Annotated in this window: 11 protein-coding genes; all 11 read left to right on the top strand. The window is 41.2% G+C overall.

What is annotated here, in order from left to right; all coding sequences use genetic code 11:
* Positions 1-895: 895 nt before the first annotated feature.
* The 11 genes from sdhC (at position 896) to pseC (ending at position 16337) form a co-directional block, all read left to right on the top strand.
* On the top strand, positions 896-1282 hold the full coding sequence (gene sdhC, locus ACIGBM_RS02725; protein ID WP_082624524.1) for a succinate dehydrogenase, cytochrome b556 subunit: 387 nt from the start codon (positions 896-898) through the stop codon (positions 1280-1282).
* A gap of 2 nt (positions 1283-1284) precedes the next feature.
* Entirely contained in the window at positions 1285-1689 is a 405-nt protein-coding gene (sdhD, locus tag ACIGBM_RS02720; protein WP_057762261.1) for a succinate dehydrogenase, hydrophobic membrane anchor protein, read from the top strand.
* 331 nt (positions 1690-2020) lie between these two features.
* Positions 2021-3871 (top strand): succinate dehydrogenase flavoprotein subunit, encoded by a 1851-nt coding sequence (gene sdhA, locus ACIGBM_RS02715; RefSeq protein ID WP_057757857.1) that lies wholly within the window; start codon positions 2021-2023, stop codon positions 3869-3871.
* A gap of 223 nt (positions 3872-4094) precedes the next feature.
* A complete protein-coding gene (locus ACIGBM_RS02710; protein WP_055123743.1) occupies positions 4095-4805 on the top strand; it encodes a succinate dehydrogenase iron-sulfur subunit in 711 nt (236 codons plus the stop codon).
* A 913-nt stretch (positions 4806-5718) separates the two neighbouring features.
* A complete protein-coding gene (locus ACIGBM_RS02705) occupies positions 5719-8595 on the top strand; it encodes a 2-oxoglutarate dehydrogenase E1 component (RefSeq protein WP_397476666.1) in 2877 nt (958 codons plus the stop codon).
* Positions 8596-8750: 155 nt separating this feature from the next.
* Positions 8751-9998 carry a 2-oxoglutarate dehydrogenase complex dihydrolipoyllysine-residue succinyltransferase gene (gene odhB / locus ACIGBM_RS02700; RefSeq protein ID WP_101204629.1) on the top strand — a complete coding sequence of 416 codons (1248 nt, stop codon included), beginning with the start codon at positions 8751-8753 and terminating at the stop codon, positions 9996-9998.
* Positions 9999-10252: 254 nt separating this feature from the next.
* Positions 10253-11707: a dihydrolipoyl dehydrogenase gene (gene lpdA, locus ACIGBM_RS02695; protein WP_397476665.1), complete on the top strand. Its 1455-nt coding sequence runs from the start codon at positions 10253-10255 to the stop codon at positions 11705-11707.
* Between the two features lie 158 nt (positions 11708-11865).
* Positions 11866-13032, top strand: coding sequence for an ADP-forming succinate--CoA ligase subunit beta (gene sucC, locus ACIGBM_RS02690; protein ID WP_057757869.1), 1167 nt, complete (start codon positions 11866-11868; stop codon positions 13030-13032).
* A gap of 150 nt (positions 13033-13182) precedes the next feature.
* Complete coding sequence (sucD, locus tag ACIGBM_RS02685; protein WP_101204626.1) at positions 13183-14058, top strand: succinate--CoA ligase subunit alpha; 876 nt, start codon at positions 13183-13185, stop codon at positions 14056-14058.
* 111 nt (positions 14059-14169) lie between these two features.
* The gene (gene pseB / locus ACIGBM_RS02680; RefSeq protein ID WP_394124625.1) at positions 14170-15168 is read left to right on the top strand and encodes a UDP-N-acetylglucosamine 4,6-dehydratase (inverting); all 999 of its coding nucleotides are present in this window, start codon (positions 14170-14172) and stop codon (positions 15166-15168) included.
* Positions 15168-16337, top strand: a complete 1170-nt coding sequence (gene pseC, locus ACIGBM_RS02675; protein ID WP_296209041.1) for a UDP-4-amino-4,6-dideoxy-N-acetyl-beta-L-altrosamine transaminase — start codon at positions 15168-15170, stop codon at positions 16335-16337. Before pseB ends, pseC begins: the two co-directional genes overlap by 1 nt.
* Positions 16338-16348 lie beyond the last annotated feature (11 nt).

Below are 16348 nucleotides of genomic sequence, written 5' to 3'. Positions count from 1 at the left end.
GCAATTCTTGATGATTTGAAAAAACTTTTATGGACCATGTGTCCAATTGGCGCGGTGTGGCGGTAGTTATTCGCTGTAATTTTTGTATCAAAATATGTCTGTCAGGTTATTTTGCTTAAATTTCCTCTGTTTTTGAGCAAGTTTATAGCAGCATTATCGGACTAGTATTTTGGGTTTGTAAATATATTTTAGAGACAAAACTCATAAATAATGACACCAAAAACTGGCAGACTATGCCTAGTAAGCGGATTAAAGTTTGTCATAATAATCACTGTTAAAACTAGCATTATTCTTATCCATTCATTTATTGATTAAATATGTATATATTCTTACTGAATGGATAAATTTGTAATTATTGCTCAGGCATTTTATAATTGTAGGAATTAACTGGCACTAGCTTTGCGCGAATTAATAAATGACCATGTTATAGTGTCGTTCAGAGCGTCTTCTATTCATGCTTATTTACGATTGTCTGGTGTTACGATAGACCAAACCGCATTCTATGGTTTGAATTTTCTTCTTAACCAATCTTTTTATTTGTTTGGCACAAGATTTCAAGTGCCTAATATAAGGTCTGCTCTGATATAGAAGACATAGTAACGTTGTCTTACTATTCATACGACCTCTAAAATAGACTGGTTAGTCGATGTTACTCATGTTTATTCTCTTTGTTGTATAATAGATAGGTTGTTTGATAGGCCTGTCGATTCGACAAGCGACATTGAACAGTCTATCAATACCTTTATATACATGATCCTTTCTTCATATTTAGCGCAAACTAAACGAAGTCAGCTAGCTCTTCCTTACTTTATTCGTCTCGTGTGTTGCTCAATGCTCAATTGGCACTATTTATGTCAGGCGTTGATAGCAGATACAGGAGTATAACCGCAAAAGGATGCCCGCTGTGAAAAGCAACCGACCTATTGATCTGCCTTTAAGCCAAGTGATTAGCGTTAATCGCTCACCGATCGCGATCGCCTCTATCTTGCATCGTATCTCTGGCATTATTTTATTTTTATTGATTCCTGTCATGTTATGGATACTACAGAACTCATTGGCATCGCCTGAGAGTTTTGCGACCGTATTTGACAACGTACTTGTGCGCTTTTTAGCATGGATATTTGTTGCCGCCATTGCATATCATTTTGTAATGGGTATCAAACATTTATTTGCTGATATGGGTATGAACGAAGAGCTAAAATCTGGCCGCACTGCCTCTATGGTCAGTTTTGTGATTGCAGCGATTTTAGTTGTCGCGTCATTTGTATGGGTGATGTTCTAATGATAAAAAATGATTCAGGAATCAAAAGTGCTACTGGTCTGACAGGTTCAGGCTCACGTGATTGGATTATTCAGCGTATTAGTGCTGTTGTTTTAGCCGTTTATAGTGTGGTGTTGCTGGGCTTCTTTTTGACTCATGGCGATGTCACTTTTGTTGAATGGTCATCATTTATGACCAGCCTACCAATGCGTCTATTCAGCTTGGTTGCAGTACTTGCACTAGCTGGTCATGCGTGGGTTGGAATGTGGACAGTATTTACTGACTATATTACAACAGGCAAACTGGGCTCAAGCGCAGCAGGTTTACGTTTAGTACTACAGTCATTGATGATTATCGCTATTTTAGTATTTCTATTTTGGGGCATCATGATTTTTTGGGGTAACGGTTTCGGTATCGCTGCCGTTTAACCATCTCATAAAAAGCTCTGATATCTATATATAACGACGGATGCATTCAACTGCTACATTAGTTGACACAGTATTATAGAGTCATCCGTTGATAGCCAAGAATAGTCATAGCATTGGACTAGCATTACTGATCAGCTAATCTGATTATAGTTGAGTAGGCTTAGTTCAGTATAACGATAGATATGCAAATTAAGTGGTTAACGACTATTGAGACTCTTTATTTTATAAGCGTATGAAATGGCCAAATAGTAAGCCTTTATAGCTGTAATAGAGATGTCTCAAAAAGTCTTTGATTTACTTTTACGCATTAACAGGCATTAGGAAAACCGTAATGGCAACTAGACAAGACAATACCATTAGTAATATCAAGACCCTAAACTACGATGCAGTTATCGTTGGTGGCGGCGGCTCAGGTATGCGTGCTTCATTGCATTTAGCGGAAGCAGGCATGAAGGTTGCAGTCCTTACCAAAGTATTCCCAACGCGTTCGCACACGGTTGCTGCTCAGGGTGGTATCGGTGCAAGTTTGGGTAACATGAGTAATGACAATTGGCACTTTCACTTTTATGATACCGTTAAAGGATCAGATTGGTTAGGTGACCAAGACGCTATCGAATATATGTGTCGTGAAGCGCCAAAAGTAGTCTATGAGCTTGAGCACATGGGCATGCCGTTTGACCGTAACGAAGATGGTACGATTTATCAGCGTCCGTTCGGTGGTCATACATCTAACTATGGCGAAAAAGCAGTACAACGTGCTTGTGCCGCTGCTGACCGTACAGGTCACGCACTACTACACACGCTATATCAGAAAAACCTAGAGCAGGGCACTGAGTTCTTTATCGAGTGGATCGCCCTTGATTTGATCAAAGACGAAGCTGGTAACATCAACGGTGTCGTCGCACTTGAGCAAGAGACGGGTACGATTGCAGTATTCCAGTCACCAATTACTGTCCTAGCGACAGGTGGTGCTGGTCGTATCTTCGCAGCTTCTACCAATGCTTATATCAATACTGGTGACGGTATTGGTATGGCAGTACGTGCTGGTATTCCATTGCAAGACATGGAATTCTGGCAGTTCCACCCAACTGGTGTTCATGGTGCAGGTGTACTATTGACTGAAGGTTGCCGTGGTGAAGGCGCTATCTTGCGTAACAAAGATGGCGAAGCGTTCATGGAGCGTTATGCACCAACCGTGAAAGACTTGGCACCACGTGATCTTGTATCGCGCTCAATGGACCAAGAAATTAAAGAAGGCCGTGGTTGTGGTCCTAATGCTGATCATATCGTAATGGATATGACGCATCTAGGTGTTGAAACCATTATGAAGCGTCTACCATCAGTATTTGAGATCGGTAAAAACTTCGCTAACGTTGATATCACTAAAGAGCCAATTCCAGTAATCCCAACCATTCACTACATGATGGGTGGTATTCCAACCACTATTCATGGTCAAGTGATTGTACCGGATCTAGAAGCGGGTACTGATGAAGACGGCTTATATGCTAAAGGCAATGTGGTTAAAGGTCTTTATGCAATCGGCGAGTGTGCTTGTGTCAGTGTACATGGTGCTAACCGTCTAGGTACGAACTCTCTACTAGATCTATTGGTATTTGGCCGTGCAGCTGGTAAGCATATCGTTGATGAATTCCATCATGCAGATCATAACTATAAGCCACTTGACCCACGCGTACTTGACTTCACAGTGAAGCGTTTAGACAAGTTGCAACAGTCTACTGAAGGCTACAACGCGCAAGACGTGGCTGATGAGATTCGTGCTACGATGCAAAAACACGCTAGTGTATTCCGTACGCAAGCGATGATGGACGAAGGCGTTGAGAAAATTTTAGCGCTAGGTGAAAAGATCGACAAGATCCATCTTGGCGATAAATCACAAGTGTTCAACACAGCACGTATTGAAGCATTCGAAGTTGCTAACTTGTATGAAGTAGCAAAAGCGACAATGATATCTGCAGCGAAGCGTCATGAAAGCCGCGGCGCGCACAGTGTATCCGATTATGATCGTCCAGAAGATGATGATTACGCACCTAACGGCCGTAATGACCATGATTGGATGAAGCATACCTTATGGTACTCTGAAGGCAATCGCATCATTTATAAGCCAGTACGTAAAGTGCCATTAACCGTTGATTATATCGAACCAAAAGTTCGCGTCTACTAATTCTAGACTGCATACTTTATATATAGTTGATAGATAACAGCAGTGTTAACGTTTTATCCCTTATTAATTTATTAAAAAGGTGACCGCCAGCTACATGCTCATGCCAGCGCTACTATGCTATTAATTGGTATTCGATATTGGTTATCAGTACTGATTAATAGCTAGCGCAAATATGTTGCAATCTTTGTATGCCCGCCATCACCTACGTGTGGAGTTTAGCATTATGAGCCGAGGTACTCGCACCATCGAAATCTATCGCTACGATCCTGATCTGGACGCAGCGCCACGCATGCAAACTTATACGATTGAGCTACTTGATTCAGATCGTATGTTGCTTGACGTATTATTACGCCTAAAGAAAGAAGATGAAACGCTTACTTTCCGTCGCTCTTGCCGTGAAGGTATTTGTGGATCTGACGGCATGAACATCAATGGTAAGAACGGTTTGGCATGTCTAATCAACATGAACACGCTACCAGAAAAAGTAACGGTTCGTCCGCTACCTGGTTTGCCAGTGGTTCGTGATTTGGTTGTCGATATGAACCAGTTCTATGAGCAGTATGAAAAAGTACATCCGTACTTGATCAATGATCAGCCAGCACCGCCAACTGAGCGTCTACAGTCGCCTGAACAGCGTGAAAAGCTGAACGGCCTATACGAATGTATTCTATGTGCTTGTTGTTCAACCAGTTGCCCATCTTTCTGGTGGAATCCTGATAAGTTCCTAGGTCCATCAGCATTACTACATGCTTATCGCTTCGTTGCTGATAGCCGTGACGGTGATACTCAAGCACGTTTAGCTCGCTTAGACGATCCGTTTAGCTTGTTCCGTTGCCGCGGTATCATGAACTGTGTATCAGTTTGTCCAAAAGGATTGAATCCAACCAAAGCGATCGGTCACTTGCGTAATATGTTGATTGATCAAGCTGGTTAAGCATAAGTAATTGATCTTTATAGTTACTATACGAAAAACACCACCTATTCATTAGGTGGTGTTTTTGTTAGTTAAAAAGCTGATATATAGGTTTACTACTTTTATAACTAACTTGTCATTTAAAAAATATGGTGGATTTAGCCTATTAAAAAGTAGGTATTGAATGATTTTAAAGTAAAACTGTATGGTCAATACGTTGGTTGTATGTAAGAAGAAATAATATATAGACAATCACCCTATATAATCGAATATAGACATAGTCGAATTTTGGTATAATTGTATTTAGTATTTGATGAGATGATCAAAGCGTCTTTTTGACGCTTAATATGTGCCGTTTGAGCAGAATATGACATTATCAGGCTAAAATACTATGCGCACAATGATTATGCGTTTATAATTGATGATAGATATTCATTACATAAATACCTAGTATTGAACAAACAAACTATGTCGCAAAAAATGGGCATGATAATCTATACAGCAATGTATGTCTGTCTGAAAAGGCAGGATTTATCAGCAAATTTAGGGTAATTCAGCATCAATAACCAGTTTATAGGTTAGCTGAAAATATAATTATCTATTAATAGCTTATCATTAATGGATTGGTTATGACTCAAAGAAGTATATATAAATTAATGTTGTGAAACGAGCTAGATAAGAAAACTGAGCGTTCACAAATAGTTTTATTTTTAGACGGGTATTGCAATAAGACTTGTTACCACTATTTAGCATCACTTGCTCTTGTAGACAATGACAGCAATATTCTATGGTGATGGCAATACTTAGGGATAAAAGTGTTTTATCGAATAGTATTTAACAGGATATGACACATTGTCTAACTACCTGAGCATACAACGACTGACACAATAATAAGCACGATTCCATTCATTTATCTATCAAATAGACGATTATTATGAATAGTATAACCAAAGAAAAATCTGGCCAAGTACATACCGAACTGGCTGCCGATAACGCCAACTATATAGAAGCTCTCTACGAGCAATACCTAACAGACCCTGATAGCGTTGATACTGACTGGCAAACGTACTTTGAACAGTATAAGTCACAGAACGATGCTCAGCATAATGCTATCAAAGATCAGTTCTTACTACTTGCTCGTAATCAAACGGCAAATAAGGGTAACAGTACTGATACGGAATCTAGCAGCTCTGCCAACTGTGATCCTAAGCAGATGGGCGTGCAGCAACTAATCTCAGCATATCGTCGTCGCGGTCATCGCCGTGCCAAACTTGATCCTTTAAATTTGCATCCACGTGCAGAAGTAGAAGATTTGACGCTTGCTTATCATAATTTGTCAGAAGCTGATCTCGATACCGTATTCCCAACCAATGATTTAGTTATTGGTAAAGATGAAGCGACATTGCGCGAAATCATCGAAATCATGGAACGTGTTTACTGTGGCCATATCGGTGTCGAGTACATGCATGTTACCACCAGTACAGAAAAACGCTGGATGGAAGAATACCTAGAGACTAATCTAGGCTATATCAAATTCGATAAAGAAAAACGTTTATCTATTCTTGAGCGCTTGACGGCTGCTGAAGGTCTAGAAAAATACCTTGCTCGTAAATACACGGGTGTTAAGCGTTTTGGTTTGGAAGGTGGTGAGAGCTTCATTCCTGCTATCAATGAAATCATTCAACGTGCTGGCGGATATGGCACAAAAGAAATGGTTATTGGTATGGCTCACCGTGGCCGCTTAAACCTACTAGTCAACATCTTAGGTAAAAATCCTGCAGACTTATTTGACGAGTTTGATGGTAAAGTACAGCCAGAAAAAGGTTCAGGTGACGTTAAATACCACAATGGTTTTTCATCTAATGTGATGACACCGGGTGGCGAAGCGCATTTGGCTTTAGCATTTAACCCATCGCATCTTGAAATTGTCGCGCCAGTACTACAAGGCTCAGTACGCGCCCGTCAAGTACGCCGTAACGATCAGCCACTACTAGACAATACTGGTGGCAACTCAGTATTACCTATTGTGATTCATGGTGATGCTGCTTTTGCTGGTCAAGGTGTGGTTCAAGAAACTTTCCAAATGTCACAGACCCGTGCTTATACCACTGGCGGTACTGTGCATATCGTGATTAATAACCAAGTTGGCTTTACTACTAGCCGTCAAGAAGATGTTCGTTCAACTGAATATTGTACTGACGTTGCTAAAATGGTTCATGCTCCTATCCTACATGTAAACGGTGATGATCCTGAAGCAGTCGTATTTGCCGCTCAGTTAGCATTAGATTATCGTCATAAGTTTGACAAAGACATCATCATTGATTTGTTCTGCTATCGCCGTAATGGCCATAATGAGGCAGATGAGCCATCTGCAACTCAGCCATTGATGTATGCTGTTATTAAGAAGCTTCCGACTACTCGTACTCTGTATGCGCAAAAACTTATCGCAGAAGGTATCTTGAATGCCGAAGAAGAGAAACAGTACGAAGATGATTATCGTGAGTCGTTAGACCGTGGTGATTATGTTGTTAGCTCATTGGTTCAAGAGCCTAACGAGCAGTTGTTCGTAGATTGGAAACCTTATCTAGGTCATGACTTGGTTGATGACTGGGATACCAGTGTTGATATCGAAAAGCTCAAAGGTTATGGACGCCGTATGGCCGAAATGCCAGAGGGCTACAAGTTACAACGTCAGGTTCAAAAAGTCGTTGAGCAGCGTCTAGCGATGCAAACTGGCGAAGAGCCTCTTAACTGGGGTGCAGCTGAGACATTGGCTTATGCATCATTGGTCGATAACGACGGCGTATTAGTACGTATTACTGGTGAAGATGTTGGCCGTGGTACTTTCTCACATCGTCATAGCGAAATATACAATGTCAATGATGGTAGCATGTATGTACCGTTGTCTCATTTAAGTGAGAACCAAGCACGCTTTGCTACTTACAACTCATTGTTATCAGAAGAAGCGGTACTAGCCTTTGAATATGGTTACGCGACCACCGTACCGAACGCATTGATCGTTTGGGAAGCACAGTTTGGTGATTTCGTTAACGGTGCTCAAGTTGTGATTGACCAGTTCATCTCAAGCGGTGAGACCAAATGGCAGCGTGTTTGTGGTTTGACAATGTTGTTACCACATGGCTTTGAAGGTCAAGGCCCTGAGCATTCATCTGCACGTTTAGAACGTTTCTTACAGCTATGTGCTGAAGACAATATGCAGGTTATTACGCCAACGACTCCTGCGCAAATTTATCATGCATTACGTCGTCAGGCAGTACGTCCTATTCGTAAGCCATTGATTGTCATGTCACCAAAGAGCTTATTACGTCATAAGCTAGCAACTTCTAATTTAGAAGAGCTTGCGAATGGTAAGTTTGAGACGGTATTGTCAGAGATGGACGATCACAACGCAGATAAAGTGACCCGTATGGTTCTGTGTGGTGGTAAGGTTTATTATGATTTGTTAGAGCAGCGCCGCGCATTAGGTCTTGATCATGTGGCTATCGTTCGTATTGAGCAATTGTATCCATTACCAGAGACTCGCTTAATCGCTGAAATCGAAAAATACAGCAACTTAACTGAAATCGTATGGACGCAAGAAGAGCCATTGAACCAAGGCGCTTGGTACTATTTAGCACCGCATATGTTCCGTATTGTCGTACCGCATCCAACCAAAGCAAAAGTCATGGAGCCAGTAGCGCGTCCTCCTAGTGCAGCCCCTGCAACAGGATCACCGAAACTGCACGCTCAACAACAGCAAGCACTCATTGCTGGTGGCCTTGGCATAAGTGTTGATGAATTAGCTCAGTAACACCTTGTCTAATCAAAAGATTATAGAAGATAGATGAATCAGGCGATGACAGTCAGTGCTTTTTAATAAAATATAAGCAAAGTTATTAGAAAACTACTGACTGCCTATCACGACTTAATAATAAGTATGAATATCCAAATCTAAGGAGTATATCGATGGCTGACATCAAAGCCCCCGTTTTTCCAGAATCGGTTGCCGATGGCACAATCGTTGAGTGGCATGTCACTGAAGGTCAACAAGTTAATCGTGATGACCTATTGGCTGAAATTGAAACTGATAAAGTTGTATTAGAAGTTGTAGCACCTGATGATGGTGTATTGACCAAAATCGTAAAGCAAGTTGACGATACTGTATTGTCTGATGAGCTTATCGCTCAGTTTGAAGCCGGTGCAAGTGCTGGTGCTAGCGCAGAAGAAGCGCCAGCAGTAGATCCAGACCAACCAGCTGCGCCAGTTCAAGCAAAGCAAGCTGCTGATGGTGGCGAGCCTGTTCAAGCAACAGATAAAAAAGGCGAAGCTGATCATAAAGATCAAAGCCCAGCAGTTCGTAAAGCAGCAAAAGAGTCAGGCGTAGATCCTAAAGAAGTTGAAGGTAGTGGTCGCGGTGGTCGTGTAACCAAAACTGATATGGCTAATCCAACATTGAAATCAGACAGCAGTATCAAGTCTGATAGCGGCCGTCCAGTTGCTGAATCGATGGGTGAGCGTACTGAAAAACGTGTTCCAATGACTCGTCTTCGTAAGCGTGTCGCTGAGCGTCTATTATCAGCATCACAAGATACTGCGATGTTGACGACGTTTAACGAAGTGAACATGAAGCCATTGATGGACATGCGCGCTAAGTATAAAGAGAAGTTTGAAAAACGTCATGGCGTACGTTTAGGCTTTATGTCGTTATTCGTAAAAGCAGCGACAGAAGCGCTAAAACGCTTCCCAGCAGTAAACGCTTCACTAGATGGCGATGACATTGTTTATCATGGTTTTTATGATATCGGTGTAGCAGTATCTTCAGATCGTGGCTTGGTTGTTCCAGTACTACGTGATACTGATCGCATGAGCATGGCTGATGTTGAAAGCACAATCCGTGAGTTTGGCGGTAAAGCACAACAAGGTAAGCTTGGTCTAGAAGACATGACTGGCGGTACGTTCACTATCTCTAACGGTGGTGTATTTGGTTCATTGATGTCAACACCTATCTTGAACCCACCACAAACTGCTATCTTAGGTATGCATGCTATCAATGACCGCCCAATGGCAGTCGATGGCAAAGTTGAAATCTTACCAATGATGTACTTAGCATTATCTTATGACCATCGTATGATTGATGGTAAAGAAGCCGTACAGTTCTTGGTAACTATCAAAGAGTTGGTTGAAGACCCTGCAATGCTACTACTAGACCTGTAAGCTTTTAAGCTTGTATTGGCAACCGCTGATACAAGCTTTTTAACTTTGGTATAGATAATGATTTTTATTACTCAGCGATCACTTTATGCGCTGATAACTGTATTTAAATGAATTTAATAATGGTGACTTGCTATTGATAAGTGAGTCTATCTCATTGACATAGTGTATTAACTATTCAGTGTAGATAATGCTGATCTATCAGCGATATAACAACCAGTTTAAATGACACATACAATTAAAAATAGGAACGTACTATGAAAGACAATTATGATTTAGTCGTCATCGGCGGCGGTCCTGGTGGTTACGAAGCAGCTATTCGTGCAGGCCAGCTCGGTATGAGTGTTGCTTGTATCGAAAAGCGCGTTTATAAAGGCGAGCCAGCACTTGGCGGTACTTGCTTAAACGTTGGTTGTATCCCATCAAAAGCCCTACTTGACAGCTCACATCGTTACGAAGCTACTAAGCATGACCTTGACGAGCACGGTATCAGTACTGGTGACGTTGGTATCAATATCGAAAAAATGATAGAACGTAAAGAAGGTATTGTTAAGCAGTTGACTGGTGGTGTTGCAGCGTTGCTAAAAGGCAATGGTGTTGATTGGCTACAGGGCTGGGGTACTTTAGTTGACGGCACGGGCGCTGACAAAAAAGTCAAATTTACTGCTCTAGAAGACGACAGCGAAACGACGATCACTGCTAAGAATGTTATTCTTGCGGCAGGTTCTGTGCCTATCGAGATTCCTGTTGCCAAAACTGACGGTGACCGTATCGTTGATTCAACTGGCGCACTTGATTTCACTGAAGTACCTAAGCGTCTAGGCGTTATTGGTGCTGGTGTTATCGGTCTTGAGCTTGGTTCAGTATGGCGTCGTCTAGGTGCAGAAGTAGTCGTATATGAAGCACTTCCTAGTTTCTTAGCTGCTGCTGACAAAGACATCTCAAAAGAAGCTGGCAAAATGCTGAAGAAGCAAGGTCTTGATATCCGTGTCGATACCAAAGTAACCAATGCTGAAGTACAAGGTGACCAAGTTGTCGTCACTAGCGAAAGCAAAGGCGAGTCTTCTGAAGAGAGCTTCGACAAGTTGATCGTTTGTGTTGGTCGTCGCGCTTATTCTGAAAAACTGCTTGGCGATAATAGTGGCATCAAGTTGACTGAACGTGGCCTTATCGATGTCAATGACCAGTGCAAAACCAATCTTGATGGCGTTTATGCTATCGGTGATTTGGTCCGTGGTCCTATGCTTGCGCATAAAGCTATGGAAGAGGGCATGATGGCTGTTGAGCGTATTCATGGCGAAAAACCTCAAGTTAACTATGACACTATCATCAATGTCATTTATACTCACCCAGAAATCGCATGGGTAGGTTTAACTGAGCAAGAAGCTGAAGAAGCTGGCTATGAAGTTAAAACAGGTTCTTTCAACTTAGCTGCTAACGGTCGTGCATTAGCGCAAAGCGAAGCGCAAGGTTCTGTGAAAGTAGTTGCTGATGCGAAAACAGATCGTCTATTAGGTATGCATGCTATCGCTGCTGGTGCTGGTGATATCGTCCATCAAGGTATGATCGCGATGGAATTTGTCTCTAGTATCGAAGACTTGCAGTTGATGACATTTGCTCATCCAACTATTTCAGAAGCAGTGCATGAAGCTGCGCTATCTGCAGATGGCCGTGCTATCCACGCTATCCAGCGTAAAAAGCGTAAAAAATAAGTAGTTGCTCGTTTAGTTATTATCGATTTACAACCTGATTGGGGTATCGCTATCTTGGTGATGCCACAATCATGAGTGCGTCAGACGTATGATTAATATGTATATGTGCGCACTTGATTTCACTTTTTATTAATTGTAAAAAATAAAGGATACAATCAATGAATTTACATGAGTATCAAGCAAAAGAGCTATTAAAAAGCTACGGTTTGCCAATTCAAGAAGGCATCATCGCTCATAACGGCGAAGAAGCTGCTGCAGCTTTTGATAAAACCCCAACTGACATTGCAGTAATTAAAGCGCAAGTACATGCTGGTGGTCGCGGTAAAGCTGGTGGTGTAAAGCTAGTTAAAACTCGTGAAGAAGCTAAGCAAGTTGCTGAAGAGCTGATCGGTACTAACCTAGTAACGTTCCAGACTGATGCTGATGGCCAGCCAGTAAACTTCGTATTAGTTGCAGAAGATATGTATCCAGTACAAACTGAGCTATATCTTGGCGCAGTCGTTGATCGTGCAACTCGTCGTGTAACTTTCATGGCATCTACCGAAGGTGGTGTAGATATCGAAGAAGTAGCACACAGCACTCCAGAAAAAATCTTCAAAGTAAATGTCGATCCTTTAGTTGGCTTGATGCCTTTCCAAGCGCGCGACGTTGCGTTCAAACTTGGTCTAGAAGGTAAGCAAATCAACCAGTTCGTTAAATTGATGACTGGCGCTTATAAGGCATTCGTTGAAAACGACTTTGCTCTAATGGAAATCAACCCATTAGCTGTTCGTGAAAATGGCGAAATCGTTTGTGTTGATGGCAAAATCGGTATCGACTCAAACGCACTATATCGTCTGCCAAAAATCGCAGCACTACAAGACAAGACTCAAGAAAATGAGCGTGAGCTTAAAGCTGCTGAATTTGACCTAAACTATGTTGCTCTAGAAGGTAACATCGGTTGTATGGTTAACGGTGCTGGTCTTGCTATGGCGACCATGGACATCATCAAATTGTATGGCGGCAAGCCTGCTAATTTCTTGGACGTTGGCGGCGGCGCAACTAAAGATCGCGTTGTTGAAGCGTTCAAAATTATCCTAGAAGACAGCAGTGTTGAAGGCGTTCTAATCAACATCTTCGGCGGTATCGTACGTTGTGACATGATTGCAGAAGCTATTATCGCTGCTATTAAAGAAGTTGACGTACAAGTACCAGTTGTTGTTCGTTTAGAAGGTAACAACGCTGAGCTAGGCGCACAAATCCTAGAAGAGTCTGGTCTGAAATTGATTTCAGCTCAAGGTTTATCTGACGCGGCTCAAAAAATTGTCGATGCTGTTAAAGCGTAAGTCTTTAAATATAAGTGTTTAGAGATAGACGCTTAAGCATAGTAGTCAAATCGTAATAGTGGTTTTTATAATAAAAGTTGGTTATCAAAATTTGATAATGATAGTTATAAAGACCACTGTTACAAGACAACCGAATACAAGGAAAATATAATGAGTGTATTAATCGATAAAGATACCAAAGTATTGGTACAAGGTTTTACTGGTAAAAATGGTACGTTCCATTCTGAACAAGCCATCGAATATGGTACAAAAGTAGTTGGTGGTGTGACGCCAGGTAAAGGCGGTCAAACGCACCTAGGCCTACCAGTATTCAACACTATGGCGGAAGCCATGGAAGCGACTCAAGCTGACGCTTCTGTTATCTACGTACCAGCACCATTCGTACTAGATTCTATCGTTGAAGCAATAGATGCTGGCGTTAAGTTGATCGTTGTGATCACTGAAGGCGTGCCGACTATCGATATGCTAAAAGCAAAACGCTATCTTGAAGAAGCTGGCGACGTACGTTTGGTTGGTCCTAACTGCCCAGGCGTTATTACTCCAGGTCAGTGCAAAATCGGTATCATGCCAGGCCATATCCATCAGCCAGGTAAAGTAGGTATCATCTCACGCTCTGGTACGTTGACTTATGAAGCCGTAGCTCAGACTACTAAGCTTGGTTTTGGTCAGTCAACTTGTATCGGTATCGGTGGTGATCCTATCCCTGGTATGAACCAAATTGACGCACTGAAGCTATTTGAAGCTGATCCACAAACTGAAGCTATCATCCTAATTGGTGAGATCGGTGGTACTGCTGAAGAAGAAGCTGCTGCTTATATCAAAGACCATGTAACTAAGCCAGTTGTTGGTTATATCGCTGGTGTTACCGCTCCAGAAGGCAAGCGTATGGGTCATGCTGGCGCTATCATCTCTGGTGGTCAAGGTACTGCTGAAGAAAAATTCAAAGCGTTTGAAGATGCTGGTATCGCGTATACACGTGACCCATCTAAGCTTGGCGACAAGCTAAAAGAAGTTACTGGTTGGTAAAATAGGCAAAAGCCTATTAACTACTAAAACTCTATTGAAATATTGAGAAGGCACCCCTACAATGGGGTGTTTTTTATTGGTTTAATAATGGTAATTCAAGGATAAAAATAAATGTTAAGTAATTCAACGATTTTAGTGACAGGTGGTACAGGTTCATTCGGACATAAGTTTATCCCGATGACTCTTGAAAAATATAACCCTAAAAAGATTATTATTTTCTCAAGAGATGAAATGAAGCAATGGGAAATGGCTAAACTGTTTCAGGATGATCCACGCGTACGCTTTTTTATTGGCGATGTAAGAGATAAAGAAAGGCTATACCGTGCTTTAGATGGAGTTGATTATGTCGTGCATGCTGCTGCTACTAAAATTGTTCCAACAGCAGAATATAATCCTTTTGAATGTGTAAAAACGAATGTACATGGGGCAATGAACCTAATTGATGCATGCATAGATAAAGGTGTTAAGGGTGTAGTGGCGCTATCAACTGATAAAGCAAGTAGTCCTATAAATCTATATGGTGCTACTAAACTTACTTCTGATAAATTATTTGTAGCAGGAAATGCTTACAGCGGTCAGCACGTGTCTAAATTTTCTGTCGTAAGATATGGCAATGTGATGGGATCACGTGGATCAGTGATCCCTTTCTTTTTGTCAATCAAAGAAAGAGGTGAGCTACCTATTACTGATGATCGTATGACACGTTTTATGATTACTTTGGAAGAAGGTGTTGAGCTTGTATGGCATGCTTTTGAAGATATGGAAGGTGGTGAGATTTACGTTAAAAAAATTCCATCAATGAATATTATGGATGTAGCAAAAGCTGTAGCGCCAGAAGCTGCCACTAAGGTGGTTGGTATTAGACCTGGTGAGAAACTACATGAGCAAATGATTGGCGCTGAAGATTCTTATTATACTTATGAATACCCTGAACACTTTAAAATCTTACCTACTATTAACAATTGGGGTCATTCACCTGAGAGAGTAAAAGATGGTAAATTAGTTCCAGAAGGTTTTGTTTATTCAAGTGATAATAATACTGAATGGATGCCAAGAGAAGAGCTCGAATCTTGGATACAAGAGAACAAAGATAATATTGGTAAAATCTAATGAATTTTATTCCCTACGGTCGCCAAAATATTACAGAGGAGGACATTGACGCGGTCGTCAATGTCCTCAAGTCTGATTATTTAACGCAAGGTCCTAAAGTACCAGAATTCGAGAATGCAATTAAAGAATATTGTAATGTTGAATATGCTCTGGCAATGAACAGTGCTACTTCAGCCCTCCACGTTGCGTGTTTGGCTTTGAACGTGGGCCAAGGTGACATTGTTTGGACGACACCTATTACGTTTGTAGCATCTGCAAACTGTGCTTTGTATTGCGGTGCTACAGTTGATTTCGTGGATATTGATCCAAGAACCTATAATTTATCTATTCAGTCTCTAGAACATAAGCTCGAAGCTGCTAAAGAGCAAGATAAATTACCAAAGGTAGTGATTCCTGTGCATTTATGTGGTCAGCCTTGCGATATGGAGAGGATATATCAACTTTCTAAAAAGTATGGTTTTTCTATTATCGAGGATGCTTCACATGCTATAGGTGGTAAGTATAAAAACCAGCCAATAGGTAACTGCCAATATTCGGATATCACGATTTTTAGCTTTCATCCAGTCAAAATAATTACGACTGCTGAAGGCGGCGTAGCAACCACGAAAAACGAAGAGCTAGCGCAAAAGATGGATTTGTTACGTAGTCATGGTATTACTCGTGATTCTGATCTCATGACTCACGAACCCGACGGGCCTTGGTATTATCAACAAGTTGACTTGGGTTATAACTATCGTATGACAGAAATGCAGGCAGCGCTTGGGGTCTCACAAATAAAAAGACTATCGAGTATTACAAAAAGTCGTCATGAGATTGCAAATAGATATAATGAGAAACTAGCTAGTCTTGCCGTGATTGTGCCTTTTCAAATACAAGAAGCTTATTCTGGTCTTCATCTTTATGTAATTAGATTAAAGCTAGATGAAATCAAACCTACGCATTTAGAAGTTTTTAAAGCTTTGCGTGCTGCTAATATTGGTGTCAATCTTCATTATATACCTGTACATCTTCAGCCTTATTACAAAGAGCATTTTGGCTTTAAACTAGGTGATTTTCCACAAGCAGAACAATACTATGAAGAAGCTATTAGTCTACCTTTATATCCTGATTTAAGTATTGAAAGCCAAGATAGGGTGGTTTGTACACTTAAAAGTATACTGAACTCTTAACGAATCAGACA

It is taken from the genome of Psychrobacter sp. NPDC077938 (genome assembly GCF_044542635.1).
GTDB lineage: Bacteria > Pseudomonadota > Gammaproteobacteria > Pseudomonadales > Moraxellaceae > Psychrobacter.
This window is presented reverse-complemented; position numbering and strand designations above follow the sequence as displayed.

What these genes read in the sequence shown, in the direction of transcription:
- ACIGBM_RS02705 (WP_397476666.1), top strand. Translation starts at nt 5,719, where the DNA reads ATGAATAGTATAACCAAAGAAAAATCTGGCCAAGTACATACCGAACTG.
- pseB (WP_394124625.1), top strand. Translation starts at nt 14,170, where the DNA reads ATGTTAAGTAATTCAACGATTTTAGTGACAGGTGGTACAGGTTCATTC.
- sucD (WP_101204626.1), top strand. Translation starts at nt 13,183, where the DNA reads ATGAGTGTATTAATCGATAAAGATACCAAAGTATTGGTACAAGGTTTT.
- lpdA (WP_397476665.1), top strand. Translation starts at nt 10,253, where the DNA reads ATGAAAGACAATTATGATTTAGTCGTCATCGGCGGCGGTCCTGGTGGT.
- odhB (WP_101204629.1), top strand. Translation starts at nt 8,751, where the DNA reads ATGGCTGACATCAAAGCCCCCGTTTTTCCAGAATCGGTTGCCGATGGC.
- sdhA (WP_057757857.1), top strand. Translation starts at nt 2,021, where the DNA reads ATGGCAACTAGACAAGACAATACCATTAGTAATATCAAGACCCTAAAC.
- pseC (WP_296209041.1), top strand. Translation starts at nt 15,168, where the DNA reads ATGAATTTTATTCCCTACGGTCGCCAAAATATTACAGAGGAGGACATT.
- ACIGBM_RS02710 (WP_055123743.1), top strand. Translation starts at nt 4,095, where the DNA reads ATGAGCCGAGGTACTCGCACCATCGAAATCTATCGCTACGATCCTGAT.
- sdhC (WP_082624524.1), top strand. Translation starts at nt 896, where the DNA reads ATGCCCGCTGTGAAAAGCAACCGACCTATTGATCTGCCTTTAAGCCAA.
- sucC (WP_057757869.1), top strand. Translation starts at nt 11,866, where the DNA reads ATGAATTTACATGAGTATCAAGCAAAAGAGCTATTAAAAAGCTACGGT.